Below are 26,808 nucleotides of genomic sequence, written 5' to 3'. Positions count from 1 at the left end.
ACCAAAGCCCGGAACCAAAGCGATGAAGATCAGTCTGGTCCAGTTACGTTTGCTTGAAGCTGTCGCGGAAACCGGCAGTGTCGGTGCTGCTGCGCGGCGCTTGCGGCTCACGCAATCGGGAGCCAGTCAGGCGATTGCGACATTGGAAAAAATCCTCGGGGTCGATGTGCTGGCGCGAAAGCGCGATGGAGCCGCCCTGACGGCGTTCGGGCAATCGATCCTTGCCGATACCAAGGCCGCCCTCGCGGCAGTCGACCGGATAGAGCAGCAGGCACGGTGCAGTGCTTCCGGCGCGCCCGAACGGCTGCGCGTCGCGGCAATTCCAAGTCAGCTTGAATATGTTCTGCCCGGTCTGCGAAAGACGTTTCAGCGGCTTTATCCCGGTATTGAATTCAGCGCTTTCGAGGGCGGGCACGACGATGTGAGTCTATGGGTGCGCGATGGTATCGCCGATCTCGGCATTACATCGCTGCCGACACCCGAGCTTGAAGCACGGGAAGTTGGCCGCGAAGAACTTGTCGTGGTGGGGCGGCGTGACGATCCCTTTATGCGCAACGACACAATCACTGCCGGGGACCTGCGGGATCGCCAGTTGATCGCCGCAGCAGGCTGCGAAATGATTATCGACAGGATCATTCATGGCGATGGCGAAATGCGCAGCGAGCAGGTGCGCACCCGCGACGTTGCCACGGTGCTGGAAATGGTGCGCCATGGCATCGGCACGACGCTTCTGTCAGAAATCAGTCTGCCGGGGGCCGATCTGCATGGATTGCGGGCGCGCCGCCTCAAGCCGCCGACGTTTCGCACCGTCTATATTGTTTTTCGGGCCGACAGTCCGGTCCGGCATCTGGTCGAACGGTTCTGCGACGTGGCGCAGGACGCCAGAAGCAGAGCGGCATAAGAAACTCTAATATCTCATATCTCGCTTATCCGTGACGCTCGCGCATATCAGGGATACAATAGTCTGCGCTCTTCCCTCATCCTGCAGCGAGTGACCATGACGGCAATTACCGAAACCACCCCGACAAGCTCGACTTCCGATACCATACGCGGTCTGGCCTGGGGACTGTCCGGGGTTCTTGTGTGGTCCGGTTCGTTCGTCCTGACCCGTTTCGGGTTCAAGACCGCACTGACGCCTTTCGACATCATTGCGTTGCGTTTCGGCGTGGCGGGGCTGGTGCTGTTGCCGGTGGTTCTGATGAAAGGGTTCGGCTTTCGCAAGCTCGGTCCGCTCGGCTTTGTGCTTCTGGTTTCCGGAGCAGGTGTTCCCTATGCGCTGCTGACCACCTGTGGTCTGCAATATGCTCCGGCATCCCATGCAGCAGCGCTCATTCCGGGGCTGATGACAGCAATGGTTGCCGTTCTGGGTATGGCGCTTCTCAAGGAACGTCTTGCGCCGTCGCGCTGGTCCGGGGTCATGCTGATCCTGATCGGCGCCATGCTGATCGCTGGTCTGTCGCAACTGGGCGGACCGGAAATGCTCGGGCACTTTTTCTTTTTCGTCGCGGCACTCGTGTGGGCGATTTATGTCATGGTGTTTCGCAGAAAGGGAATGGACGGGCTGCATGCGACGGCCATCGCGGCTGTCACCTCGGCAATTGTCTATTTGCCGATCTATATGCTCTTCCTGCCCAAGGGGCTTGGCGCGACATCCTGGGGTGATATTGCCTTGCAGGGTTTTTATCAGGGCGTACTTACTTCGGCCTTTGGCGTCTTTGCCTTCAACCGTGCCGTTGTGCTGCTGGGAACGGCGGCAGGGGCAGCGCTATCAGCACTGATCCCTGTCATCACTCTGGTTCTGGCGCTTGTTCTTCTGGGCGAGGTGCCCGGTTGGACCGACACGCTCGCCGCCTTCCTGATCAGTCTCGGCGTGCTGGCACTGAACAGGAAGGGCAGGAAGCGTATAGCATCATGAAGCCTGCAGGACTGGCCTTGCAGCAGGACGGTTGATGATGAACACCATGGCCGCAGCGGCAAAACACATGGCACCGGCGAGGATCAGGGCAGGGGTGTAGCTGTCATAGTCGGTGCGCACGAGCCCGGCGAAAGCGGCTGCGGCTGCGGCTCCGATCTGATGGCCGGTGAACACCCAGCCGAAAACCAGCCCGGCCTTTTCCGGGCCGAAACGTTCGGCGGCGAGCTTGACGGTTGGCGGCACGGTCGCCACCCAGTCCAGCCCGTAAAAGACGGCGAACAATGCCAGTTCGTAGACGGTGAAGTCGGTGAAGGTCAGATAGATCAGCGAGAGACCGCGCAACGCATAGAACCAGAACAGAAGCCAGCGATTGTCGAACCGGTCGGAAAGCCAGCCGGACATGATCGTGCCGATCAGGTCGAATGCGCCGATCACGGCAAGGATGCCAGCCGCACCGACCGGCGCAATTCCGAAATCACCGCAAAGCGTGATCCAGTGCGTCTGGATCAGGCCGTTTGTGGAAAAGCCGCAGACGAAGAAGGTCAGGAACAGGACCCAGAAAGTTGCCGTTGAAGACGCTTCGCGCAACGTGACGAGGGGTGAGGCCAGCATGGTGCTGAAGCTCATTCTGGGTCCGGGTGCCGGGAGCGGTGCCGTGCGGCCGTAAGGCTTCAAGCCGATATCCGCCGGATGGTCACGCATCAAAGCGAGAACCAGCACAAGCGCGGCAACAAGGAAGCAAACGACGATGGTGAGCGACGTTCGCCAGCCGATGGTCTGGCTGACACTGGCAAGGATCGGCATGAAGACGAGCTGGCCGGTGGCATTACTGGCTGTCATCAGGCCGACGACCAGACCGCGCCGCTTTTCGAACCAGCGTGCTGCAACGGTTGCACCGAGCACGAGCGCCGTCATGCCGGTGCCAAGGCCGATCACCACGCCCCAGAGCGCAACCATCTGCCATTCCTCGGTCATGAAAATGGAACCGACAAGCCCCAGTGAAATCATGATGAGAGCGGCTGCAACCACACGACGCAGGCCGAACTGGTTCATGAAGGCTGCCGCAAACGGCCCCATCAGGCCGAAAAGAACGAGGCGAAGCGCCATTGCGAAGGAGATATTCGCATTCGTCCAGCCGAATTCACGCTGGAGCGGTTCGATCAGGATACCCGCAGACCCCATGGCTGCTGCTGTCGCCAGCATGGTCAGGAAGGTAATGGCGGCGACGACCCATCCGTAATGGATGTTCCTCTGGGCGAGAAAGCTGGCAAGGCGGGCAGAAATCATCTTTGGCGCTTTCGGGTTTAAGCTGGTTTCAAGCTGGCTTTTGGCCAGCCGTGCGGTTGATGGCGAAACCGTTCGCTCCATAACGGGCGCGTGGCTTCAGGTCATTGTTTTCAGTCAAGGGACAACCGGTCTCCGGTCAATCGAGGCTGCGTAACAGGCTTTCCAGCTGTTCCACGCCATCCTCTCCCAGCCTGGCTTCGATTTCTTCCTGCGCCTGATCCCAGAGCGGGCCGCCGCGTTCCACAAGATCGCGACCGTCTGCCGTCAGCGTTACACTGGTCTCGCGATGGTCGTCGCTGGCCGCAGGCTCAATCAGCCCCATGCGCTGCAGAACCTTCGCATTGCGGCCCATGGTCGACCGATCCAGCTCGGACAGATGTGCAAGTTCGGTCAGCGAGATGGAACCCGCACGACGGATTTTTCGCAACGTACTGAACTGCGCGACATTGATGCCAAGCGGCGCCAGAGCGTTGTCATAGACGCTCGATGTCTTGCGGGCTGCCTGGCGCAGAAGGATACAAAAACACGGATGTGACATATTGCGGGTATATACCCGTAAATAAGCGATAGCAAGTTGGAAGTGAAAAGTAGGGAGTTCGTTGCTGCCATTCTGCTGACAGCAACGATGTCTTCAGGTAGGGCTTGTCGCCGGTTCAGACGGCGATATAGGCGGTTTCCTTCACTTCCTCCATCACGGCGTAAGTGTGCGATTCCCGCACGCCGGGCAGAGAAAGAAGCGCCTCCGAAAGGAAACGCCGATAGTGATCCATGTCGGATACACGGGCTTTGACGAGATAATCGAAGCCGCCCGCAACCATGTGGCATTCCAGAATGTCGGGATTGTTGCGGGTGAAGGTCGAGAAGGTTTCAAAGACTTCCGGCGTGGTGCGATCAAGCTTGATCTCGATAAAGACCAGCATGGCCCGGTCGAGCATCTTGGGTGAAAGCCGTGCCGAATAGCCGAGAATATACCCTTCACGGGTCAGTCGTTTGACGCGTTCTGCAGTTGCCGTCTGCGAGAGATTTATGCGATCGGCCAGTTCGGTATTGGTCAGACGCCCGTTCTCCTGAAGGGCGCGCAAAATACTCCTGTCCATCGCATCGAGATTCTTCATCAGTTGTCCCCAATGGCCGCTTATGTGTGACGGCTCTGTTCTTGATTTTTGCATATGTGTTTGAGTTGCCACGGAAATCAATCCGAAATCGGTCCCCGACGCAAGATGAAACTTGTTGGGTGGTCCTACAAATTTTTGAACTACTCGGATGAATTCGGCTTAAACGTAAGCATATATGCAAATAACAATCACAGGTTGTAAATTATGCGCAACCTGTGATATGTATAGTGCGCATACTGAAAGTTATATTGCACCTGTAAATTTTGGCATGGGGTAAGGGGGTGTTTGAAACTGGAGGAATCGTCCCATTCCTTCCGTTTCGTTTATCCCGGTTCTGAGGAAATCCGGACAGCCCCAAACTGTCCGGATTTTCTTTTGCGAGACCTGTAGAACTTTGTCCCGAAGATGGCCCGCGTGGCACATTTGGGTGGCTGAATTTTCCGGTTGCAAGCGAACACATTGAACGCTAACAGTACGTCCATGAACATTTCGCGCAATATCGTCATCAACGGTTGGTGGTGGGCCCGCTAAAAGCGGCCACGCAGGCGTTTGTGCATTTGCGTTTAGAAAACAGGCCGCTGGGATTATCCGGGCGGCCTTTTTGTTTGGCTGTTTGAATAAGACTGGCGGGGAAACCGGGTTCTGGAAATATTCGGAAACAGTTGAGATTTGGGATAGCCGATCATGAATGCGAAGATTGCGGATAGCGAGATATTCCAGCACGAGACGGCAGGCGGCATCGTCGTCGAGCGCGTGCGTCACCTCACGGCCTATAAGGGCGCGATCGAGACCTATATCGATGCGCTGAACGAACGGCGTGGTGCGGTGTTTTCGTCGAACTACGAATATCCGGGCCGCTATACGCGATGGGACACGGCTATCGTCGATCCTCCGGTGGCCATCACGTCACGCGCCCGCACCATGCGCATCGAAGCGCTGAATGCGCGCGGCGTCATTCTTCTGCGGCCTATCCTGGACACGGTAAAGGCTCTTGCCGAAGTAACGGTCGACAAGGCCGAAGAAAACCGCATCGAGCTGACCATTGCCGAGCCGAGCGGAACCTTCACCGAGGAAGAGCGCTCGCGCATGCCTTCGGTCTTCACCGTTCTGCGTGCCATTGTAGGTCTGTTCTTCTCTGAGGAAGATGCCAATCTCGGTCTTTACGGTGCCTTCGGTTACGATCTGGCGTTCCAGTTCGATCCGGTTCAGTACAAGTTGAAGCGCCCCGACGATCAGCGCGATCTGGTGCTGTTCATCCCCGATGAAATCTTCGTGGCCGATCACTATGCGGCACGTGCCTGGGTGGATCGTTATGAATTCACCTGCGGTGGCTCATCCACGCATGGTCTCGCACGGGCAACGCCTGCACAGGCCTTCAAACCATCGGAAGCCAAGCTTGCGCGCGGCGATCACAATCCGGGCGAATATGCGAAGCTCGTAGAGCGCGCCAAGGAAAGCTTCAAGCGCGGCGACCTCTTTGAAGTGGTCCCGGGCCAGACCTTCTATGAGCGCTGCCATACCGCGCCATCGGAAATCTTCCGCCGGTTGAAGACGATTAATCCGTCGCCCTATTCGTTCTTCATCAATCTGGGTGACAACGAATATCTGGTCGGCGCATCGCCGGAAATGTTCGTGCGGGTCAACGGACGGCGTATCGAAACCTGCCCCATCTCCGGCACGATCAAGCGCGGCGAAGATGCGATTTCGGATTCGGAACAGATTCTGAAACTGCTGAATTCCAAGAAGGATGAATCCGAGCTGACGATGTGCTCGGACGTGGACCGCAACGACAAGAGCCGTGTCTGCGAGCCGGGTTCTGTACGCGTCATCGGTCGTCGCCAGATCGAGATGTATTCGCGGCTGATCCATACGGTCGATCATATTGAAGGGCGGCTTCGCGACGGCATGGATGCTTTCGACGGGTTCCTCAGCCATGCATGGGCTGTGACCGTGACCGGCGCACCGAAGCTGTGGGCGATGCGTTTCCTTGAGGAAAACGAACGTAGCCCGCGCGCATGGTATGGCGGCGCCATCGGCATGATGCACTTCAATGGCGACATGAACACCGGCCTGACGCTGCGCACCATCCGCGTGAAGGATGGCGTGGCCGAAATTCGGGCTGGTGCAACGCTTCTGTTCGATTCCAATCCGGAGGAGGAAGAAGCCGAAACCGAATTGAAGGCATCGGCGATGATCTCGGCTGTGCGTGAAGCGCAGAAGAGCAATCAAATTGCGGAAGAACGCGTGGCGGCAAAGGTGGGTGAGGGGATATCGATCCTGCTCGTTGATCATGAAGATTCCTTCGTGCACACGCTCGCCAATTATTTCCGCCAGACCGGTGCTACGGTCTCGACGGTGCGTTCGCCTGTCGCCGAAGATGTGTTCGACAGGGTTAAACCTGACCTCGTGGTCCTGTCACCCGGACCGGGCACGCCGCAGGATTTCGATTGCAAGGCGACCATCGACAAGGCGCGCAAGCGGGAACTGCCGATCTTCGGTGTCTGTCTTGGATTGCAGGCACTGGCAGAAGCCTATGGCGGTACGCTGCGCCAGTTGCGTATTCCGATGCACGGCAAGCCGTCGCGCATTCGCGTGTCGAAGCCGGAGCGGATATTCTCGGGCCTGCCAAAGGAAGTGACGGTCGGGCGCTATCATTCGATCTTCGCCGATCCGGAACGTCTGCCAGACGATTTCCTGGTGACGGCAGAGACTGAAGACGGTGTCATCATGGCTTTCGAACACAAGAAGGAACCGGTTGCCGCCGTTCAGTTCCATCCGGAATCCATCATGACCCTTGGTCATAACGCCGGAATGCGCATGATCGAGAATGTGGTGACGCATCTGGCGGGCAAGAACAAGGCGCGCCGTACCAACTACTGATCGAACGCTTTTCGTTCCGATTTCGAGCCAGCCGCAGCCATCGCTGCGGTTGGCTTTTTTGTGCGCTTGCTATGCTTGCCCATTGCCTGCTTTGGCAACTCATTTGCAACTGTAATGCCTTGCATTTGCAGGAGAAAATTAAATGCCGTAACTGAAAAAACAGGGGTACGAAGTTTCGCTTTTCTGGGGTATAGAACGGCGGTGAATTGCTGCTGCATATGCCAGATGCGTTGTGGATGTGTCCCGCGCGCTGGAGCGTATCCCGAAAAGTGTGAAACGGTTTTCGGATCAGATGCGCGGTTCAAAACAAACACGTAGAGCACCGATCTGATTCAATCAGATCGAATTGCGCTCTAGTAAATGAGTGAAGGGCTGTGCGTAGGCCCGTCTCGATTTCGGGACAAGATAACGATATTCAAAGGTTCATCATGGACGCGAGTGCAAAGGTTCGGCGGCTTGCCGCTTGGTCTATTCCCGTTGCTTTTGGTGTGATGGGTCTGAAATATCTGGCCTATGCATTGACCGGTTCCGTGGCCCTTTATTCGGACGCGCTGGAATCCATCGTCAATGTGATCGCGGCAATCGGCGCTTGGTGGGCAATTCGGGTCAGCTATCTGCCCGCCGATGACAATCATCCCTTCGGTCATCACAAAGCCGAGTATATTTCGGCTGTTGTGGAAGGCGTTCTGATTACGGTCGCCGCACTTTTGATCTTCCGCGAGGCTTGGTTTGCGCTTCAATCACCGCGAACGCTCGATGAACCCTGGCTTGGCCTTGGCATCAACACGGTAGCCGCAGTCATAAACGGCTTGTGGGCATCATTGTTGATTCGCACTGGTCGCAAGTTCCGCTCGCCTGCGCTGGAAGCCGACGGCAAGCACATCATGACCGATGTGTTCACCTCCGTGGGCGTTCTCGTCGGTCTTGTCGGTGCGGTCGTGACCGGTTGGGCCATACTCGATCCGCTGCTTGCTATTCTGGTGGCAATCAACATTCTCTGGCAGGGCTGGCATGTCATCAATTCCTCGGTGCAGGGATTGATGGACATTGGTGTCGAGCCGACCGAGGAAATGCGCATTCGCGATGTCATTTCGGCTAATGCGGGCGGTGCCATTGAGGTTCATGACCTGAAGACCCGTATCGCTGGCCGTGTAACCTTCATCGAGTTTCATCTGGTCGTTGCGGCGGAAATGAGCGTCGGCGATGCCCATGTGATTTGCGACCGTATCGAAGACGCCCTGAAGAAGCAGATCGATAGCGCGCGCGTGGTGATCCACGTCGAGCCGGAGGATGAGGCCAAGCTGCCGCCGGGAACCAGCGCGGTGCCCTTCGCCTGAATGAAATACTGTCTTGCACAGTACAAATCGCGCGTGTAAAAGCTTTTCCATGACGATCAGAAACGCAACATCCTTGGAACATTCCGCAGCCGCCTTCGGCGCGCGCGTTGATGTTTGCGTTCTAAACTCGCTTCTTACCCTCGGCCTTAGCGGCGATCGCCGGGCTCGCTGAAAGGAGCGTCCGGCGGTCGATCTCCGGTCGCAGGCCTGTGCTCCTTTCCAGAAAACCCTTATAATCGATCAGTAGTATCCGCGCTTGACGGGCTTGAATGCCGTCGAAAGCCGGGAGGAAACGAAAATGAATCAGTCCGTCGCCACGCCGCAATCGAAATCCATTTCCGAGCGCAAAGGCATGCCTACTGCAGGCAGCAAATATTCGCCTTTCCCGGTTCCGCAGCTCGATGACCGCACCTGGCCGTCCAAGCGTATCGAAAAGGCACCGATCTGGTGTTCGGTCGATCTGCGTGATGGCAATCAGGCCTTGATCGACCCCATGGGCCATGACCGCAAGGAGCGCATGTTCCGCCTGCTGGTCGATATGGGTTTCCCGGAAATCGAAATCGGTTTTCCGTCCGCTTCGCAGACGGATTTCGATTTCTGCCGCTGGGCCATCGAACAGGGCAATGTTCCCGACGAAGTGGATTTGCAGGTTCTGGTCCAGTGCCGCCCAGAACTGATCACGCGCACTTTCGAAGCGCTTGAAGGCGCCAAGTCGCCGATCATCCATTTCTACAATTCCACCAGTGAATTGCAGCGCCGCGTGGTCTTCGCCAAGGATGTTGGCGGTATCAAGCAGATCGCGACCGACGCTGCCAAGATGATCATGGATATGGCTGCGAAAGCGGGGGGCGGTTATCGCTTCCAGTATTCGCCCGAAAGCTTTACGGGCACTGAGCTGGATGTGGCGCTGGAAATCTGCAATGCGGTCATCGAGATCGTGAAGCCGACCGCAGACAACAAGCTGATCGTCAACCTGCCTTCGACCGTCGAGATGAACACGCCGAACATCTATGCCGACCAGATCGAATGGATGTGCCGCAACCTCGACAATCGCGAGAACCTGATTGTCTCGCTGCACCCTCATAATGACCGTGGCACGGGCATTGCTGCAACCGAACTGGGCTTGATGGCTGGTGCCGACCGCGTTGAAGGTACGTTGTTCGGCAATGGCGAACGCACCGGCAATGTCGATGTGGTGACGCTGGCACTCAACATGTACACGCAGGGCGTGGACCCTGAGCTGGACTGCACCGACATCAACCGGATGAAGGAAGTCTATGAATATTCGAACCAGTTGAAGATTGCCGAGCGCCATCCTTATGTCGGCGAGCTGGTCTATACGGCTTTCTCCGGCTCGCATCAGGATGCGATCAACAAGGGCATGAAGGCGCGCCGTTCGGCCAATTCGCCGATCTGGGAAGTGCCCTATCTGCCGATCGACCCGCAGGATGTGGGCCGTTCCTATGAAGCGATCATTCGCATCAATTCGCAGTCGGGCAAGGGCGGTATCGCCTATATCCTGCAGGCGGATTATGGCTTGAACCTGCCGCGCAACCTGCAGGTCGAGTTCCGCGAGATCATCCAGAACATTACCGATGAAGAAGGCAAGGAACTGCCGTCGAAGCGCATTCACGAGGAGTTCCAGCAGCTTTATGTGACGCAGCCCAATGCCCGCATCAAGTTCGTCGATCATCACACCATGCCCGATCCGGAACAGAAGGGCCGTCGTATCCTGACCGCCGAAATCACCGATAACGGCGTGACCAAGAATATCGAGGGCAAGGGAACGGGACCGATTGACGGCTTTGTCGACGCGCTGTCGAAATATCTCGGCGTGAAGATGTCGGTCGTTGACTATTCCGAACATTCGCTACAGCAAGGTTCGGATGCTTCGGCCATCTCCTATGTCGAAATGGCTCATCCGGGCGGCAAGCTGTTCGGCGCCGGTATCAACGACAATATCGTCAGTGCTTCGCTGGAAGCCATTGTCTCGGCTGCCAACCGGGTGATTGGTAAGTAATTTCAAGAGCAGACTGCCAATGAAAGGCGGCACATCGTGCCGTCTTTTTGCTTGTGGTGGCTATCAACTGTTGAGTTTCTTCAAGAGAATAGCCTCCAATTGTTTGCTTTTGAAATGTGATAACGTTTCATTTAGATCGATTAGTGTATCCTTTAAAACTAATTGGTGTTCAATGAATCGCTTTTTACTATGTGTTGTTTCGTTAACTGTTATTTCCGGATGTGCGTCGCAGGCAAATAAAATTGAGCCAAGTTACGCATCATCAGCGGCTTATGATTCTCTTTCCTGTCATGCACTGAAAGAAGAAGGTGTTCGTCTTTCTGCCAGTGCGGCGACGGCGGTTGGGCGTCAAAACGCGGCAGCAAAAAATGATGCAATCAAAACGGGCGTCGGCCTGGTGTTGTTCTGGCCAGTATTGCTGTTCAATGAGGGAAATGGTGTCAAGGCTGCCGAAGTCGCTCGTCTAAAGGGCGAGATGCTGGCTCTGGAGCGAGCTGCAGGACAGAAAGGATGCAACATCACGTTCCGCAGTTATTAGAGATCAGTTGGAGCTGCCGTTCCCGGTAAGAACTGCGTAAACTTCAGGGAATCAGCCAAAGATCGGACAAGAAACGGCGCCTTGGCGCCGTTTTTTATTTGCCGCATCAATAAAGAACGCGCTCGTTGAGCTTTGTTATTTTCTCGCTGGCATCGGAAACGCCGTGCTCTTCCATGAGGCATGACCAGCTGCCGTCAGGCCGCTTATCGATACTGAATATATTATAGCGGGCAGCCGGTTTATGGCCGCCGAAATTCTGGCTTGCAGACGGCACGCTGATAACGGGAATCTTGCCGTTCGGCCCGTCGATCTCGTAATGCGTGATAAGATGCGTATGGCCGTGAAGAACCAGCTCTGCACCGTGTTTGCGTATGATCTTCTGGAAACGGCGAATACCATAGAGGCGTTTATGGGCAGGCGTTGCACCATAGATCGGCGGGTGATGGATCATCACAATACGGAAGAGCCCACGAGCGCCAGCTTCATCCAGCATTGCGGCCAGACGTTTTCCTTGTTCAGACCGGAAGTCGCCGCTCGCCATGAAGGGGGCCGTCGCACGCGCTGACGAAACGCCGATCAGCGCAACGGGTCCGCGCACGCGCATATAGGGAAATTGCGGGCGATTGTCTTTGTTGTCGATGCCGTCGCCACGCATCCACGGTTCCCATTTCCGGCACGACTTGTCGAGCGCGCCCGGAACATAGGCATCATGATTGCCGGGAACGACCGATACATCGTCCGGACTACCCAGTTTGGACAACCAGTCGTGGGCAATATCGATTTCGAGATTGAGCGCCAGATTGACGAGATCACCCGTCACCGCGATATGATCCGGCGTTTGCGCCTGCATATCATCAATGAGAGTGTCCAGCACGGTTCCGTGCATCGCGTTTTTGCGATTGCGCAGCCAGTTGATATAGCCGGTGATACGCTTCGATGCCAATTCGCGATATCGCACGCGCGGCAGAGGCGAAAGGTGTATATCGGAGATATGGGCGAGACGAAACATAAGGCCCATTTACTGGATAATGCGTGAAACCGAAACCTGTTTAGCGACTTTTTGTTGATGTCATTGCTGTTTTGGATAGAGGTATATTGCCTCGCGGAGAGACGGTATGCGCTTTCGTCATTTCATATTTCATACTTATTTTCTAATGCGACGCCCGATGACGCTGGGCGTCAGGGCTATTGTCTTCGATGAAAAGAAGAATTCCGTTTTTCTTGTGAAGCATACCTATGTCCCCGGATGGCAATTGCCGGGCGGAGGCGTCGAACGTGGCGAGACCTTTGGGCAGGCGCTGGAAAAGGAGTTGCGCGAGGAGGCCAATATTGTTCTGAAAGGCCCTCCGCAGCTTTTTGCGCTCTACAAGAATGCGCATGCATCGCCGCGCGACCACGTGGCGCTTTATATATGCAGGAAATTCGAACAGACGGCCCCGCGTTTGCCGGACCGGGAAATCGCAGAATGCGGTTTCTTTCCTCTGGACGATTTGCCGGAAGGGACGACGCCGTCAACCAAGCGGCGTCTGCAGGAAGCGCTTCACGATCTGGAACCGCTTCCGCTTTGGTGAAGGCACATTGGCTGCGCCTTCACTGTGACATGCGTAATTTTAGAAGCGGTAGGTAACACCCGTACCGATCAGCCATGGATTGAGCTTGGCCTTGCCGCTGACTTCCGTGCCGCCGATCAGGGTGGCGTCGAACTTGGGCTCCAGGAACAGCTTCTTGACGTCGAAGTTCACGCCCCAATGCTCGTTGAGCATGTAGTCGAAGCCGATCTGCAGCGCGCCGCCGAATGCATTCTTGACCTTGAGATATTCAACGCCAGTCGCATCCTGATTGTAGAACATGGTGTAGTTCACGCCCGCGCCGACATAAGGCTTGAAGGCGCCGAAATTGGTGAAGTGATATTGCAGGGTGAGGGTCGGAGGCAGAATCCATGCCTTGCCGATCTTGCCCAATCCGTCGATTGAACCGGCGCCATTGATATTGGCATAGGTCGTGCCGAGAATGAGTTCGGCAGCGAAATTATCGGTGAAGTAATAGGTGATGTCGAGTTCAGGTGTGATCGACTTCGAATAGTCGAGATCAGACCCCGAAATGCCGTTCACATAGCCGGAATTCTGGGGGATGACGCCGAGTGCGCGCACACGGATCTGCCATGGCGACAGGGCCTCCGGAATGGCCTGAATTTCAGATGCGGGCTGCGCTACAACTGCGTCCGCAGCAAATGCTGCCGGCGCGGCAAAGGTCAGCGCGGTTGCGGCCAGCAATCCCCTCGTGAAGCGGTTCATCTTCTCTCTCCTTAAGTCGTGTTCGGTCTTGTCAGTCTTGTTAGCCTTGGGGGTAGTGATGTGTGCAATTTGGACCGCGCAACGAAACGCCCCATTGATCGAAATCAAAGGGGCGCAAGAGATTTTGAGAGAGTGCTGATGTTCTAACAATAGTGTTGCAGGAAAAACGCAGTCCCGTCTGGTCAGGCTTTCGGAAACTGATCCCGGTCATGCGGCGCAGAGAAGTCGATCTCCGGTCCCGCAGGCACAATGCCCGTCGGATTGATGTTCTTGTGGCTGCGATAATAGTGGCCCTTGATGTGTTCCATGTTCACGGTCGAGGCCACGCCCGGCACCTGATAGAGCTCTCGCGTGTAGTTCCAAAGGTTCGGGTAATCGGCGAGACGACGCAGATTGCACTTGAAATGGCCCACATAGACCGGATCGAAACGCAAGAGCGTCGTGAACAGCCGCCAGTCCGCTTCTGTCAGGCGGTCGCCGGTCAGATAACGCTGGCGCGAAAGCCGATCCTCAAGCGAATCGAGCGCCGCGAACAATTGCCCGAACGCTTCCTCATAGGCGTCCTGCGTGGTGGCGAAACCGGCGCGATAAACCCCGTTGTTGATATTGGGGTAGATGAAATCGTTGTGGGCATCGATTTCACCGCGCAATGCTTCCGGGTAAAAGTCGAGCGAGGCATCACCGAAATCGTTGAACGCGGTGTTGAGCATGCGGATGATTTCCGCTGACTCGTTGGACACGATTGTCTGGCGCTCTTTGTCCCAGAGCACCGGCACCGTGACGCGCCCGGAATAGTTTGGATCGGCGCGAGTGTAGATTTCATGCAAACGCTTTGCACCGTAAAGTGCATCGCCGGTGCTGCCAGTCGTGCCGTAGAAGGTCCAGCCTTCTTCCGCCATCAGGTAATCCACGACCGATACCGAGATGACATCTTCAAGTCCCTTCAGGGCACGGAAGATCAGCGTGCGATGCGCCCACGGACAGGCATATGAAACGTAGAGATGGTAGCGACCTGGCTCGGCCTTGAAGCCGCCTTCGCCGGTCGGACCGGCGCTGCCGTCTGCCGTTACCCAGTTGCGGAATTGCGATTTAGAACGTTCAAAACGGCCTTTCGTGCTCTCGGTGTCGTACCAGACATCGTGCCACTTACCATCGACCAGAAGTCCCATGTGATTTCTCCTTTTGCAAAGAGAATAGGGCGAGAACCGCCATTTTGCAGCATTGCAAGCCGTGAACAGTGCGTAACGGTTCCAAAAAGATCAGTCTAAACCGCCATTTTGAAAAAAATAGTTTTACCTTTGTCCATTTTGGTGTAATGCAACTTCCAAATTGCGGTCATTCAAACGCCGACCGCCAAGGAGAACGATTAATGGAAATGCTTTTCATCCGACGATGAAACTTGAACCGCGCCCAAGCGCGGAATGCATTCCATTGACCTGATGGTCTCCGACTTCTCCTATTGCGATCTAAGCCCATGCAGCAGCTTGAACTGACCTACGCGCAGGAATGCCCGGCGCACGACATTGAAATCGAAGCCATCAATGCCGAAGCCTTCGGGCCCGGACGGTTTACCCGGGCCGCGCATTTCATCCGTGAAGGTGGTCCGCACGCCCTCGACCTTTCCTTCGTTGCACTGATGGGCGGCATCGTCGTTGGCTCAGTACGGCAGACGCCGGTTATCGTCGGCAAGACGCCCGCACTCCTGCTTGGACCACTTGCTGTGCGGCCTGAGTGGAAGAAGCGGGGCATTGGCGGCAAGCTGATGCGCATGTCGCTGGAAGCGGCGGAGAAGGCCGGTCACAAGCTGGTTATTCTCGTCGGCGACGAGCCCTACTACGGTCCGTTCGGTTTCAAGATGGTGCCTGCTGGCTCCATGGTCATGCCAGCATCGGTCGATCCGCGCCGGATGCTTGCCTGCGAACTCGCAACCGGTGCGCTGAACGGTGTCAGCGGCATCGTGCGCCACGCCAACCGGGCCTGATTGATTTCGTCTGGGAAGTTAGCGGAGACGCTTGTTTTCCCCTCATCCTGAGGAGCCGTCGCAGATGGCGTCTCGAAGGAGAGGGGAACTGAACCGGCGCTCGCCCTTGATCCTTCGACAAGCTCAGGATGAGGGCGTCGGACGAACGCGGTTTACCGCCCTTCGCGATACCACATGCTGCCGAAGACGAAGAGCAGCAGGCCGAGCGCCAGGAAGCCAGAGAACAACGGCAGGCGATTGACGCTTTTCAGCTGCGTATCCGAGGTTTCACGCAGGCCAATCCAGTCGTTGCCGCTGGCGCTACGGTTGCCACTGATTGCGGTAATCGTGGGAACCCGGACCGAACTATCGGCACTTGCATGCACGCGATGGACCGAGCCACCGGCCGCTTCAGCGAGAGGCTTCAAACGATCCGTTGTGGAGATACTGTCCGCAAATTCTGGCGCATCGATCGGCCCGACATGGGCCAGTGCTTCCAGATCGCCGTTTTTCACCCGGAAGATGCCGATCTCGTCCGTTTGCAGCGAACCTTCAAACAGGCCTGGCTTGCTGGGCGCAAGATTGACCTGCAATTCCTTGCCGGATGGGGTCGAGACGGTTGCAACACCCGGATTATCGCCCATGGTCTGGCGGCGGATGGAAAGGGTGCGGCCATTGCCTGAGGCGGTCAGCGCCTCTTCCTCCAGTTCCGGCTCCTGCATCAGCCAATGGGCGATACGGCGATAGAGCGAAGCATAAGGGCCGCCGCCTTCGAAGCCGCGCGCCCAAAGCCAGCCCTGATCGGAGAGGAACATGCCGACGCGGCCTTTTCCGACGCGGTTGAGAACCAGCAACGGCTTGTTGTCCGCGCCACTCATCACTGTTTCGCCCTGTGGCGCGGTGATGTCGATGGTGCGGAACCAGCGGCTCCAGTGTGGTGGCTCCTGTTCGCTGCCATCAAGCCCGCGCGTGACGGGGTGGCGTTTGCCGATGGTCGTAAGGCGCGGATAGAACGCCTTTTCGGTCACCGCGCCGGTCGGCATGGCGGGCAGGGCGCTATAAAGCGGTGTGCGGGCAATCGACATTTCGCCTGCATATTCCGGACCGGCTGCAACCAGCAAGGCACCGCCATTCTCCACATATTGCGCAATGTAATCGTAATAGAGGAGCGGCAGCACATCGCGGTGCTGGTAACGGTCGAGGATGATGAGGTCGAACTCGTTGACCTTGTCCACGAAGAGTTCACGTGTCGGGAATGCGATCAGCGACAATTCGTTGATTGGTGTACCATCCTGCTTTTCCGGTGGGCGCAAAATGGTGAAGTGAACGAGATCGACCGCAGCATCGGATTTCAGCAGGTTGCGCCATGTGCGCTCACCATTGTGCGGCTCGCCGGAGACGAGCAGCACGCGCAGGTTCTCGCGAACGCCGTCCACGGTTGCGACAGCGCGATTGTTGGTGTCTGTTACTTCACCGGGAAGCGCTGGCGTGGCAATTTCGACAATGTTCACACCGGCGCGCGGCAAGGTGATGGTGACGGGTGTTTCCTGCCCGACCTGCGCTTCTTCCTCACTGACGGTTTCGCCATTGACGCGGATTTCGACCGGCGCAGGGCTGCCGAGGTTTTTGCCTTCATCGATCACCGTAAACGACATTTCGAGCGGCTTGCCGCTGATGCCATAACGCGGTGCCTTGTTGAAGCGGATGCGGCGGTCGAATTCATCCGGCTTTCCGGTCACGAGACCATGCAGCGGCGCATCGAAGCCGAGCGCATTCTTGTTACCTGGGATGTCGTGCACCTGGCCGTCGGTAATCATGATCGCGCCCGCGACGCGGGACGGTGGCACATCGAGGAGCGAACGCGCCAGCGGCCCGAAAAGCCGGGTTGCATAACCGTCTTCGTTTTCGCCGGGCTTGCCTGCTTCCACCACGCGGGTTTCAAACTGCGGCATGGCTGCAAGCTGGTCCTGAACCGCCTTCAAGGCGGCATCGGTGTCGGCACGACGGCTGCCGAGTTCCTGGCTCTGGCTGCGATCCACCACCACCGAGACCACGCTTTTCAGCGGTTCGCGTTCTTCATTGATGATGACTGGATTGAAAAGCGCGAGCGCAAGCGCTGCCGCAGCCAGCAGACGGATCAGACCGCCGCGCATCCGCAACGCAATCGTGGCCAGCACCAACAGCGCCAGCGGCACGAGGATGACAATCATCCAGGGCGTGGAGAGGAACGGTTCGAATTCGATATTCATTCTCACCTCCTACCGCCGTTCGCGTTCACGATGAGGGGAAAAGAGAAGCGGGATCGGGCGATGACGTGGCTGCAAAACATCATGCTAGTTCCCCAGCCGTTCGATGAGGTCCTTGGCGTGGACCTGATCGGATTTGTAGTTGCCGGTCAGCATATACATCACGATGTTCACGCCGCCGCGAATGGCATAGATGCGCTGCATCGGATCGTTCGGCACAGTCGGGAGCAGCGGATTGCCTTGCTCATCCACAGCCCATGCGCCAGCGAAATCATTGGCTGTAATCATGATCGGCGTCACGCCGTCGCCGGTGCGCACGGGGCGTTCCCGTGGCGAAGCGTTCGGTGTCGAAGCCTCGACCCAGAGCGGGCTGCCTTCATAGCGACCCGGAAAATCGGGCATGATGAAGAAGGATTTGGTCAGCACATGATCGTCAGGCACGGGTTCCAGCGGCGGAACGTTCATGCCGTCGAGAATGGCGCGCAGGCGCTGGTTGGCGGGTGAGGCCGACGGATCGAGGCTGGCTCCGGCCTGCAACTGGTCGCGCGTGTCGAAAAGCACGGTGCCGCCCTGCTGCATATAGGCATCGACCTTGGCAATCGCTTCCGGGCTTGGCATCGGTGCCTGCGGGTCGATAGGCCAGTAGATCAACGGATAAAAGGCCAGTTCGTCCTTGGCGGGGTCGACGCCGATAGGGTCGCCCGGTTCGAGTGCGGTCTTGTCCATCAGCGCGAAGCTCAAGCCCCGCATGCCTGCCTTGCTGATGTCGTCGGTCTGGGCGCTGCCGGTGATGACATAGGCAAGATGCGTCTGCGAGACGGAGTTGATGATCGCCTCGTCTCCCGGCTTGCTGTCGTCATGCACCTGCTCTTGAGCCCCAGACTGGGATTGAGTCTGTGCTTGTGCTTTGCCCATTCCGGAAGGAAGCAGGTTGAAGGCGAGGGAACCGGCCAGCAGAACAGCTATTCCCGCCACCTTGGCACGCACTTTCATGCGGCGACGGAAGGCACCGCGCAGCCACAGCATCAAAAGCGTATCGAGTGCGAGAAGCATTGCGGCGACCGCAAAGAATGGTCCCGCCAGTGAAATCGACTGGTCCGATGTATAGGAAGCAGGCGTTATTCCGACGGAAAGTGTCGGCTGGGCAATGGGTTGCAGCTTGATGTTCGCACCTTCGAAGATGTTGAGCGCTTTCAAGCCGTCCTCATTGCCATAAACGCCGGGCGGCGTGTTGATGCTGACGCTGGCCTGCTTGTTCTTTTCGATGATCAGTGGCTTGGCCTCGGATGTCGGTGGGGTCAGCGCGCCGGAAGCCGAAAGCAGCTGGTAGGGCGGCAGAGAGACCGAAACCTGATTTTCCTGCGCGCCGGTTCTCTGTGACAGCGACACGATGCGGCGCAGCATTTCCACGAAGGAACCCGAAATGGGCAGGCTTGACCAGCTGGCATCGGGAGAGATGTGGAACAACACGATATTGCCGCGTCCGCGCTGTTCGCCGGTCACAAGCGGCGTTCCGTCCTGAAGAACGGCGTAAGCCTTGTCGTTGAGATCGAACGACGGCTCGGCAAGAACCTGCCGGGTGACGGTCACATCATCGGGGACGGCCAGACCGGCAAAAGGCCCCTTGTCAGGAAAAATGCGGAGCTTCTGCGGTTCGGACCAGGACAGCGTGCCGCCCAAGGCGCGCTCGCCCTTGCGCAATTTCACCGGCAGAAGCGGATCATTGTCGCTGGCACCGGCAAGGCGCGGGCCTGCGAACCGCACCAGCGTGCCGCCGTCCTCAATCCATTTGGAAAGCTGTTCGGTGACAGGCTGCGGCAACGTGCCGATATCGGCCATGATGAGGATCGACGGCTTTGCATCCAGCACTTCCGGCACGGATTGCAGAAGATCGGCGGAGCGCGGTTCGATCAGATTGACATAGGGCGACAGCGCACGGGAAATATAATGCAGCGGCGAGAGAAGGGGCTGCGCCAGATCGCCGTCACCGCTGGCGATAAGGCCGACGGTGCGCCGTTCCGATCCTGCATCGATCAGCCGTGTTGCGCCTGCCTGTTCGATACCATCGACACGGATCAGGCGAAAATCATTGCGAAGCTCCACCGGAAGGTTGAACCGTGCCGTGCCTTCCGCGCTTCCAAGCGCGAAGGAAAGCGGCGCTTCGGCGATGCGGCGTCCCTTGTCGTCATAGGCAGCGGCAGTGAGCGTGCGCGGAGCCGACACGCCTTCCGGGCGGATGGCGACGGCTTCCAGACCGTCAGCCTTGTTGTCTATGCCGGTCAGCGCCAAAGTGCGGCTGAGGCTCGCGCCATACCAGAGAACGGAGGCGAGATGCCTCGACTTGTCCAGCTCTGCGAAGGTTTCCGCATCACCTGGCGATGCCAGCCCGTCGCTCATGAAGGCGAGGCGGACCTTTGTATCCGCGGGCAAGGTGGAAGCCAGTCGTTCCATTGCCGACTTGCGGTCAACTGGGATCGGGCGCGGCTCCAGTGCCTGAAGGCGCTCAGCAGCACTCTTGCCGTCATACGGGCCGATTTCGGCATTGGCCGGTTCCGCCGAACCCACGATGTAGATCGGAGCATCGCTGCCCTCTGCGTCGGAGATGAGTTTTTCGGCGGCATTGACCCGCTGTTGCCAGTCCTCGGCGGAAGCCCAGCCATTGTCGATGACGATGGCAAGCGGCTCATTGCCGGACAGCGCGACCGGACGCGGATTCCAGACCGGCGAGGCGAGTGCGAGAATGACGAGCGCGGCAATCAGCAGCCGCAGCAGCGTCATCCACCATGGACTCTTCGATGGCACTTCCTCGCGCTTGAAAACCTGCGCCAGAATGCGAAGCGGCGGAAAGGTTTCTTCCTGCGGACGCGGCGGCGTCATGCGCAAAAGCCACCAGATGACCGGCAGGGCGATCAGCCCGGCGAGAATGAGCGGCGAACCGAAGGCGAGCGGCAGAAAATTCATGTGCTGCTTCCCTTGGCGCTGGCCCCCGTTGCGCTGCTCCCTGTTGCGCTCAGGGCATCGTGAAGCCGTGCCAGTGCTTCCGCCGTCGGCCTGTCTGTCCGGTGAACCGTATAGCTCCAGCCGAGCCGCTTGCAGAAATCCGACAGGGTTTCACGGCGCGCAGTGTAGAGGCGGCGATAGTCGTCCGCATAGGTTTCAGCCCGACCGGCAACGAGCGTGGCGCCGGTTTCCGGATCGCGGAACTCGGTGCGGCCCGAATAGGGAAATGTTTCTTCGGCAGGATCGGCAACTTCCACCAGATGCGCGCGGACACCGCGTTGTGCCAGACGGTCGAGAAGATCGGTCAGTTCATCAAACGGATGCAGGAAATCCGATACGAGGACGACTTCCGAAAAGCGGCGGATCTGGGTGATGTCGGGCAGTGCTGCAACCGGCGCTTCGTGCATCAGCGCTGCCGCCAGACGTTCAGCGCCGTTGCGGGCAGAAAAAGGCTGGATCAGCGCCGGAAAGGCAATGCGTTCGCCCGAGCGCGATAAAAGTTCGGCAAGAGCGAGCGTCAGCACGAGCGAACGCGCTTCCTTGGAAACAGGCGCGAGCTGCGAGCGATAGAGCATTGAGGGCGAGAAATCGCACCAGAGCCAGACCGTATGGGCGGATTCCCATTCGCGGTCGCGGACATAGGTATGATCGTCGCGCGCGGAACGCCGCCAGTCGATACGGGCAAGGGATTCGCCGTCCACATAGGGGCGGAACTGCCAGAAATTTTCGCCGGGACCGCGTTTGCGCCGTCCGTGCCAGCCATTCATGACGGTGTTGACCACGCGCTGAGCTTCAACCAGCAGATCGGGGATAGCCGCTGCCCGCGCACGGGCGCGAGCAAGTGTCTCCTTGCGATCTGCGGTGGAAACTTCTGCGCCAATGACCATCAGACGGCAGCCTTTACCAGATTTGCGATGACGTCACGAATATGCATGCCGTCGGCGCGCGCCGCAAAGTTGAGCGCCATGCGGTGCTGAAGGACTGGCTCGGCCAGCGCTTTCACGTCGTCTACGGATGGGGCGAGGCGACCTTCATAGAGTGCGCGAGCGCGTGCGCAGAGCATCAACGCCTGGCTGGCACGTGGGCCGGGACCCCAGGCAATATGTTTCTTCGCGTGGTCGTTATCGGCATCGGGACGGGCGGAGCGCACCAGCTTGAGGATTGCTTCCACAACGCTTTCCGACACCGGCATGCGTCGCACCAAAGTCTGCATTTCGATCAGCCGTTCGGCGTTGATGATCTCATAGGCCTTGGCCTCGGAAACGCCGGTTGTTTCCAGAAGAATGCGGCGTTCCGCATCCAGTTCCGGATAGAGAATGTCGATCTGCATCAGGAAGCGGTCGAGCTGGGCTTCCGGCAGCGGATAGGTGCCTTCCTGTTCCAGCGGGTTCTGTGTCGCAAGCACATGAAACGGTGCGGGCAAGTCGTAGCGCTGGCCCGCGACCGTGACATGATATTCCTGCATGGCCTGCAAAAGCGCAGACTGCGTGCGCGGCGAAGCACGGTTGATTTCGTCAGCCATCAGGAGCTGCGCGAAGATCGGGCCCTTGAGATAGCGGAAGGAGCGGCGCCCGTCGGCATCTTGTTCCATGACTTCCGAACCGATGATGTCGGATGGCATCAGGTCGGGCGTGAACTGGATGCGCTGGCCGGAGAGGCCGAGCACGGTGCCCAGCGTTTCGACCAGCTTGGTCTTGGCGAGACCCGGTACGCCGACCAGCAAGGCGTGCCCGCCAGCCAGAACGGCGACGAGCGTGCGCTCGATCACGTTTTCCTGACCGAAGATCACAGTCCCGACGCTTTCCTTGATGCGTGCGATGTCCGCGAGCGCCCGTTCGGCCTCCGCGACGATCTGTTCGGGATTGGCGGTTTCAGGCGTAACGATAACGCTCATGTGGACCTCGCAATATGACCGCTCTGGCGGAAGTGCCTTATAAATCGCATATAGTGCTGACAAGCCGCGAAACGGTGACTATTTCATGACTTCGAGCATATTAAACACATTCGAGCAGGAATAACCGAGTCGGATGATAAAAAGCACCCCTGAAGGCAAAGACGCGCCGCAAAGTTCGATGCGCACCGCGGAAGGAACTGGCGGACTGGAAGCCCTGATTGCGCGCGCCCATGCGGATGCGCAAAGTGGTCCGGCGACGAAAGAGCGCGGAATCCCGCCTGTTGAGCGCTGGAACCCGGACTTTTGCGGCGATCTCGATATGGAAATCAAGGCGGATGGCACCTGGTTCTATATGGGTACGCCGATTGGGCGCAAACAGCTTGTGCGACTGTTTTCGACCGTTCTGCGCAAGGATGATGACGGCCAGACCTATCTTGTAACGCCGGTGGAAAAAGTCGGCATCCGCGTCGAGGATGCGCATTTTGTTGCCGTCGAGATGGAAGTGTCTGGCGTAGGCGAGACGCAGGCACTGACATTCCGTACCAATGTGGGTGACGTCGTGACCGCCGACGCGCAGCATCCCCTGCGCTTCGTGATAGAGCGGACAAGCGGTGGCTTGAAGCCCTATGTGCTGGTTCGTGGACGGCTGGAGGCGCTGATTGCGCGTGCTGTGATGTATGATCTGGTGGCGCTGGGCGAAGAAATCGAAGTCGACGGCGTGCCGACATTTGCGGTTCGCTCTGGCGGCGTGGTCTTTCCGATCATGGTGTCCGATGCACTGGAGGCTGCACTGCAATGAGTGAATTCCCAGCCTTTTCAGCCGGTGATTTTGCCGAGCGGGTTCGGCAGTGGCGCCCCAGCCAGGATGATCTGATTGGCGATCATTCGCTTAATCCCGATATTACACAATTAATGACGATGGCTAAGATGCGCGACGCCGCCGTTCTTGTGCCGGTGGTGGATCGCGGGTCGGAGGCAACACTTCTTCTGACACAGCGCACCGATACACTGCGCAAGCATTCCGGCCAGATCGCCTTTCCGGGTGGTGCAATCGACCCGGAGGATGGCACGGCGGAACGGGCTGCACTGCGCGAGGCGAATGAGGAAATCGGGCTTGCGGCGGATCGTGCCGAGATCATTGGCAATCTGCCGCGTTATCTCACCGGTAGCGGATTTTCGATCACGCCCATTCTGGCGGTGGTGAAAACGCCGTTCGACGTGCATCCCAACCCGGACGAGGTCGCCGATATTTTCGAGGTGCCGCTTTCCTTCCTGATGAACCCGGAGAACCATCGGCGTGAAAGCCGGGTATTCAACGGCAAGGAACGCTTTTATTACGCCATGCCTTATCACGAGCGATTCATCTGGGGGGCAACCGCCGGTATCATTCGCGGACTTTATGAAAGGCTCTACGTTTGAGCGAGAGTATGAATATTTCCGGCAAGGCGGACTGGCTGAAAGCAAAGCCGTTGCAAGCCCTGTTCAAGGCGCTGAACCGCGATGGCGGCGAGGCGCGTGTCGTGGGTGGCGCAGTGCGCAACACGCTGCTTGGCACCAAGGTCAGCGATGTCGATCTGGCAACGACGCATTTGCCGCAGGATACGGTGAGGCTGGCAAATGAAGCCGGTTTCAAGCCGGTGCCGACCGGTATCGAGCATGGCACGATCACTGTTGTCGTGCAGGGCCATCCGTTCGAGGTCACGACGCTGCGGCAGGATATTGAAACCAATGGCCGCCATGCCAAGGTCGCCTTCGGCACCGACTGGAAAGCCGATGCGGAACGGCGCGACTTCACCATCAATGCACTTTATGTGACGGCTGATGGCGGCGTGATCGATGATGTGGGCGGGCTTGGCGATATTGAGAGCCGGACGCTGCGCTTCATCGGCGATGCGGAACAGCGCATTCGAGAGGATTACCTGCGCATCCTGCGCTTTTTCCGCTTCTTCGCCTGGTATGGTTCGGGACGGCCCGAGGCTGAGGGCTTGCGCGCCAGCGCACGACTGAAGGATGGCCTCACCCAGCTTTCCGCCGAACGGGTCTGGTCGGAACTGAAGAAACTCCTGTCCGCTCCCGATCCGTCGCGCGCGCTTTTGTGGATGCGACAGGCCGGTGTCTTGAATCTCATTCTGCCTGAAAGCGAGAAATGGGGTATCGACGCCATTCATGGGCTGGTGCGGACCGAGGCCGATCTTGGCTGGCAGCCTGATCCGCTGCTGCGGCTTGAAAGCATTATTCCGCCCGACAGCGTGCGGATGGAGGAGATGGGCAAGCGGCTGAAAATGTCCAATGCGGAAAGGGCGCGGCTTGAAGCCTGGGCACGGGCCGATACGGTCAAGCCGGAGCTTTCCGAGCAAGCTTTGAAGAAGACCATCTATCGCGGCAGCAAGCAGGCTGTGCTTGACCGCATTCGTCTGGCCTATGCGGCGGCGAGGGCCGATGCTGTGGGCAGCGACGATGCGATGATCCGCGCCGGTGGTTTCGCGCGTCTTCTCGATGCTGCCGAACATTACGATGCGCCTGTTTTCCCTGTCACGGGCAGTGATCTTCTGGCTTTGGGCATTGAAAAAGGCCCCGGTCTTGGAGAAACATTGCGGTCTCTCGAAACTTTCTGGATTGACTCCGGTTTTAGTCTTGACCGTGCCACGCTTCTGGACAAACTTGATCGCGGTTAGAGCGGTTTCGCTCTAACCGTTTTTTCTCAGGCATTTCCGAACACAAAACCGTGTCTCACTTTTGTTGGAAATGCCCTGAAAATGAATAGCTAATGGCTTGCTTGCAAATTTCAGCCGTAGTTTCATCGCTTTATAGCTGGAGCATGTTTCCCAAAAGTGGGAACCGGTTTTGGGGCGAAACATACCCAAAACAGGCCCAATACTGACAAAGAAAACTTTTCAGCGCGCGTTTTGAAAGAATATGAGATGTCCAACCCCGATACATCGATACAAGACAAAGCAGCGACCGATCCAAAGCAGAAATTTGGCACCGAAGGCATCGCCGCCATGGACCGGCCAAGCCCGATCACCCGTTTTTTCATGGGGATCGTATCCTGGGCCGAAGGTCTCAATCTGAAATATGCCAAGCTTGGCAATCCGCCCGTCTACGACAATGCGACTTTCCCCTGGTCTGCCGAGATCGAGAAGGAATGGCCTGCCATCCGCAAGGAACTGGATACGGTTCTGCTGCGTCAGAGTGAGCTGCCTTCCTTTCAGGATATTTCGACCGATGTGAAAACGATCTCGACCGATAATCGCTGGAAGACGTTCTTTCTGCTCGGTTTCGGCGTGAAGTCGGAACAGAACATCAAGGCCTGCCCGGAAACCTGGCGTATCGTGAACAAGATTCCCGGCCTGACGACGGCAATGTTCTCCATCTTCGAACCGGGCAAGCATCTGCCGCCGCATCGCGGACCTTATAATGGCGTGCTGCGCCTGCATCTTGGTCTCATCGTGCCGGAACCGAATGACCAGCTTGCCATCCGCGTGGACAATCAGGTCTGTCATTGGCAGGAAGGCAAGGTGTTGATTTTCGACGATGCCTATGAGCATGAGGCGTGGAACCATACCGACAAGACGCGCGTGGTCCTTTTCGTCGACTTTGTGAAGCCGCTCAAGTTCCCGGCTCGACTTGTCAACTGGTGCCTGATGAACCTTGCGATCTTCACGCCGTTCATCAAGGAGGGGCTCGATAACCACAATGAGTGGGAAAAGAAGTTTTATGCGGAAGCCGAAAAGCTGCGCAACCAGCCGAAGGCTTGAAGCCGTTTGACACTGGCGTTCAGCGCTTATAAATGAGCAGGAGGGCTTATCGCCCTCCTGTTTTTATGTGTTCCCTGCCGCACTGCCATTTTGGATTTTGCCGGGAATACCATAACGAGGAATTGTTGATGCCGGAGATTGTAGGAAGCCTTTGATCGTTCCGAACAAGCTGCAAGATGGCAGGCGCTGAGAGCGTCTGACGGGCAGTGTTCAGGAGCGGAAACGGCATTGGCCGTGGATGGTTCACCATCCGCGAGAGCTGGTGCTTGTCATGGTTTCCATCCAGGCAAGAACAACAATGAATATCTCACGCATGGAACAGCGCGTCTTGCACGTGCTGGCGCAGGGCGGCTACATCCGCCATCTGCGCGAAGACGGACATATCTGCGAAATCGAATGCTTTACCCGTGAAGGCTATCTGCTTTCCGATTGCACGATGGCAGTTTTCCAGCAATTGCGCCGTAAGCGGCTGATCGAATCCCGAATGGGCAGTCCTTATCGCATCTCGTTCAAAGGGCGCGAAAATGTTCGCGCTCAGCTCAATAACCGGTGAAGGAGAGCGTC

General features: G+C 57.6%; 24 protein-coding genes. 13 read left to right on the top strand and 11 right to left on the bottom strand.

Translation table 11 applies throughout. The annotated features are described in order from the left end of the window. Positions 1-22: 22 nt before the first annotated feature. Both KWJ32_RS13965 and KWJ32_RS13960 read left to right on the top strand, forming a co-directional pair. Positions 23-901: a LysR family transcriptional regulator gene (locus KWJ32_RS13965; RefSeq protein WP_151610228.1), complete on the top strand. Its 879-nt coding sequence runs from the start codon at positions 23-25 to the stop codon at positions 899-901. Positions 902-997: 96 nt separating this feature from the next. Beyond that, positions 998-1,915, top strand: a complete 918-nt coding sequence (locus KWJ32_RS13960; RefSeq protein ID WP_151610227.1) for a DMT family transporter — start codon at positions 998-1,000, stop codon at positions 1,913-1,915. Here KWJ32_RS13960 and KWJ32_RS13955 read toward each other — a convergent pair. From KWJ32_RS13955 to KWJ32_RS13945, 3 genes are all read right to left on the bottom strand, one after another. Then, positions 1,910-3,202 (bottom strand): MFS transporter, encoded by a 1,293-nt coding sequence (locus KWJ32_RS13955; RefSeq protein ID WP_040130084.1) that lies wholly within the window; start codon positions 3,200-3,202, stop codon positions 1,910-1,912. The two genes, KWJ32_RS13960 and KWJ32_RS13955, sit on opposite strands and share 6 nt — an antisense overlap. A gap of 136 nt (positions 3,203-3,338) precedes the next feature. Then, positions 3,339-3,740 carry a MarR family winged helix-turn-helix transcriptional regulator gene (locus KWJ32_RS13950; RefSeq protein ID WP_012091638.1) on the bottom strand — a complete coding sequence of 134 codons (402 nt, stop codon included), beginning with the start codon at positions 3,738-3,740 and terminating at the stop codon, positions 3,339-3,341. Positions 3,741-3,855: 115 nt separating this feature from the next. Next, positions 3,856-4,317, bottom strand: a complete 462-nt coding sequence (locus KWJ32_RS13945; RefSeq protein ID WP_006472719.1) for an Lrp/AsnC ligand binding domain-containing protein — start codon at positions 4,315-4,317, stop codon at positions 3,856-3,858. 684 nt (positions 4,318-5,001) lie between these two features. Here KWJ32_RS13945 and KWJ32_RS13940 point away from each other — a divergent pair. Next, positions 5,002-7,197 (top strand): anthranilate synthase component I, encoded by a 2,196-nt coding sequence (locus KWJ32_RS13940; protein WP_151610226.1) that lies wholly within the window; start codon positions 5,002-5,004, stop codon positions 7,195-7,197. On the opposite strand, the gene KWJ32_RS13935 is transcribed toward KWJ32_RS13940, so the two are convergent. Next, complete coding sequence (locus KWJ32_RS13935) at positions 7,191-7,511, bottom strand: hypothetical protein (RefSeq protein WP_125300050.1); 321 nt, start codon at positions 7,509-7,511, stop codon at positions 7,191-7,193. The genes KWJ32_RS13940 and KWJ32_RS13935 overlap by 7 nt on opposite strands. Before the next feature lie 114 nt (positions 7,512-7,625). On the opposite strand from KWJ32_RS13935, the gene KWJ32_RS13930 reads away from it, so the two are divergent. The 3 genes from KWJ32_RS13930 (at position 7,626) to KWJ32_RS13920 (ending at position 11,092) form a co-directional block, all read left to right on the top strand. Then, the gene (locus tag KWJ32_RS13930; protein WP_010659582.1) at positions 7,626-8,534 is read left to right on the top strand and encodes a cation diffusion facilitator family transporter; all 909 of its coding nucleotides are present in this window, start codon (positions 7,626-7,628) and stop codon (positions 8,532-8,534) included. 298 nt (positions 8,535-8,832) lie between these two features. Further along, complete coding sequence (gene leuA / locus KWJ32_RS13925) at positions 8,833-10,554, top strand: 2-isopropylmalate synthase (RefSeq protein WP_012091640.1); 1,722 nt, start codon at positions 8,833-8,835, stop codon at positions 10,552-10,554. Positions 10,555-10,573: 19 nt separating this feature from the next. After that, positions 10,574-11,092 carry a hypothetical protein gene (locus KWJ32_RS13920; protein ID WP_231771195.1) on the top strand — a complete coding sequence of 173 codons (519 nt, stop codon included), beginning with the start codon at positions 10,574-10,576 and terminating at the stop codon, positions 11,090-11,092. 106 nt (positions 11,093-11,198) lie between these two features. Here the strand turns inward: KWJ32_RS13920 and KWJ32_RS13915 are convergent, their stop codons facing one another. Next, positions 11,199-12,101 (bottom strand): metallophosphoesterase, encoded by a 903-nt coding sequence (locus tag KWJ32_RS13915; protein ID WP_094514103.1) that lies wholly within the window; start codon positions 12,099-12,101, stop codon positions 11,199-11,201. 106 nt (positions 12,102-12,207) lie between these two features. Between KWJ32_RS13915 and KWJ32_RS13910 the strand changes: the two genes are divergently transcribed. Then, complete coding sequence (locus tag KWJ32_RS13910) at positions 12,208-12,663, top strand: NUDIX domain-containing protein (protein ID WP_012091643.1); 456 nt, start codon at positions 12,208-12,210, stop codon at positions 12,661-12,663. Between the two features lie 39 nt (positions 12,664-12,702). On the opposite strand, the gene KWJ32_RS13905 is transcribed toward KWJ32_RS13910, so the two are convergent. Beyond that, positions 12,703-13,386, bottom strand: coding sequence for an OmpW family protein (locus tag KWJ32_RS13905; protein ID WP_012091644.1), 684 nt, complete (start codon positions 13,384-13,386; stop codon positions 12,703-12,705). A 182-nt stretch (positions 13,387-13,568) separates the two neighbouring features. Continuing rightward, positions 13,569-14,555 (bottom strand): glutathione S-transferase family protein, encoded by a 987-nt coding sequence (locus KWJ32_RS13900; protein WP_040129151.1) that lies wholly within the window; start codon positions 14,553-14,555, stop codon positions 13,569-13,571. A gap of 305 nt (positions 14,556-14,860) precedes the next feature. Between KWJ32_RS13900 and KWJ32_RS13895 the strand changes: the two genes are divergently transcribed. Next, positions 14,861-15,367, top strand: coding sequence for an N-acetyltransferase (locus KWJ32_RS13895; protein WP_012091646.1), 507 nt, complete (start codon positions 14,861-14,863; stop codon positions 15,365-15,367). Between the two features lie 152 nt (positions 15,368-15,519). Here KWJ32_RS13895 and KWJ32_RS13890 read toward each other — a convergent pair whose 3' ends face one another. The 4 genes from KWJ32_RS13890 to KWJ32_RS13875 all read right to left on the bottom strand — a co-directional run bounded on the left by KWJ32_RS13890 (position 15,520) and on the right by KWJ32_RS13875 (position 22,486). After that, on the bottom strand, positions 15,520-17,595 hold the full coding sequence (locus KWJ32_RS13890) for a glutamine amidotransferase (protein WP_012091647.1): 2,076 nt from the start codon (positions 17,593-17,595) through the stop codon (positions 15,520-15,522). Between the two features lie 84 nt (positions 17,596-17,679). Next, positions 17,680-20,553, bottom strand: a complete 2,874-nt coding sequence (locus KWJ32_RS13885; protein ID WP_012091648.1) for a DUF4159 domain-containing protein — start codon at positions 20,551-20,553, stop codon at positions 17,680-17,682. Then, on the bottom strand, positions 20,550-21,479 hold the full coding sequence (locus tag KWJ32_RS13880; protein ID WP_012091649.1) for a DUF58 domain-containing protein: 930 nt from the start codon (positions 21,477-21,479) through the stop codon (positions 20,550-20,552). Before KWJ32_RS13880 ends, KWJ32_RS13885 begins: the two co-directional genes overlap by 4 nt. After that, on the bottom strand, positions 21,479-22,486 hold the full coding sequence (locus tag KWJ32_RS13875) for a MoxR family ATPase (RefSeq protein ID WP_010659594.1): 1,008 nt from the start codon (positions 22,484-22,486) through the stop codon (positions 21,479-21,481). Before KWJ32_RS13875 ends, KWJ32_RS13880 begins: the two co-directional genes overlap by 1 nt. A 133-nt stretch (positions 22,487-22,619) precedes the next feature. Between KWJ32_RS13875 and KWJ32_RS13870 the strand changes: the two genes are divergently transcribed. The 5 genes from KWJ32_RS13870 (at position 22,620) to KWJ32_RS13850 (ending at position 26,797) form a co-directional block, all read left to right on the top strand. Continuing rightward, positions 22,620-23,285, top strand: coding sequence for a DUF1285 domain-containing protein (locus KWJ32_RS13870; RefSeq protein ID WP_012091650.1), 666 nt, complete (start codon positions 22,620-22,622; stop codon positions 23,283-23,285). Further along, on the top strand, positions 23,282-23,905 hold the full coding sequence (locus KWJ32_RS13865; RefSeq protein WP_012091651.1) for a CoA pyrophosphatase: 624 nt from the start codon (positions 23,282-23,284) through the stop codon (positions 23,903-23,905). Before KWJ32_RS13870 ends, KWJ32_RS13865 begins: the two co-directional genes overlap by 4 nt. Then, positions 23,902-25,161 (top strand): CCA tRNA nucleotidyltransferase, encoded by a 1,260-nt coding sequence (locus KWJ32_RS13860; protein WP_192799851.1) that lies wholly within the window; start codon positions 23,902-23,904, stop codon positions 25,159-25,161. Before KWJ32_RS13865 ends, KWJ32_RS13860 begins: the two co-directional genes overlap by 4 nt. Before the next feature lie 246 nt (positions 25,162-25,407). Further along, complete coding sequence (locus KWJ32_RS13855; protein ID WP_125300055.1) at positions 25,408-26,244, top strand: aspartyl/asparaginyl beta-hydroxylase domain-containing protein; 837 nt, start codon at positions 25,408-25,410, stop codon at positions 26,242-26,244. 298 nt (positions 26,245-26,542) lie between these two features. After that, on the top strand, positions 26,543-26,797 hold the full coding sequence (locus tag KWJ32_RS13850) for a YjhX family toxin (protein ID WP_010659599.1): 255 nt from the start codon (positions 26,543-26,545) through the stop codon (positions 26,795-26,797). Positions 26,798-26,808 lie beyond the last annotated feature (11 nt).

Origin of the sequence: Ochrobactrum sp. BTU2 (assembly GCF_024539785.1) — a bacterium.
GTDB lineage: Bacteria > Pseudomonadota > Alphaproteobacteria > Rhizobiales > Rhizobiaceae > Brucella > Brucella anthropi.
This window is presented reverse-complemented; position numbering and strand designations above follow the sequence as displayed.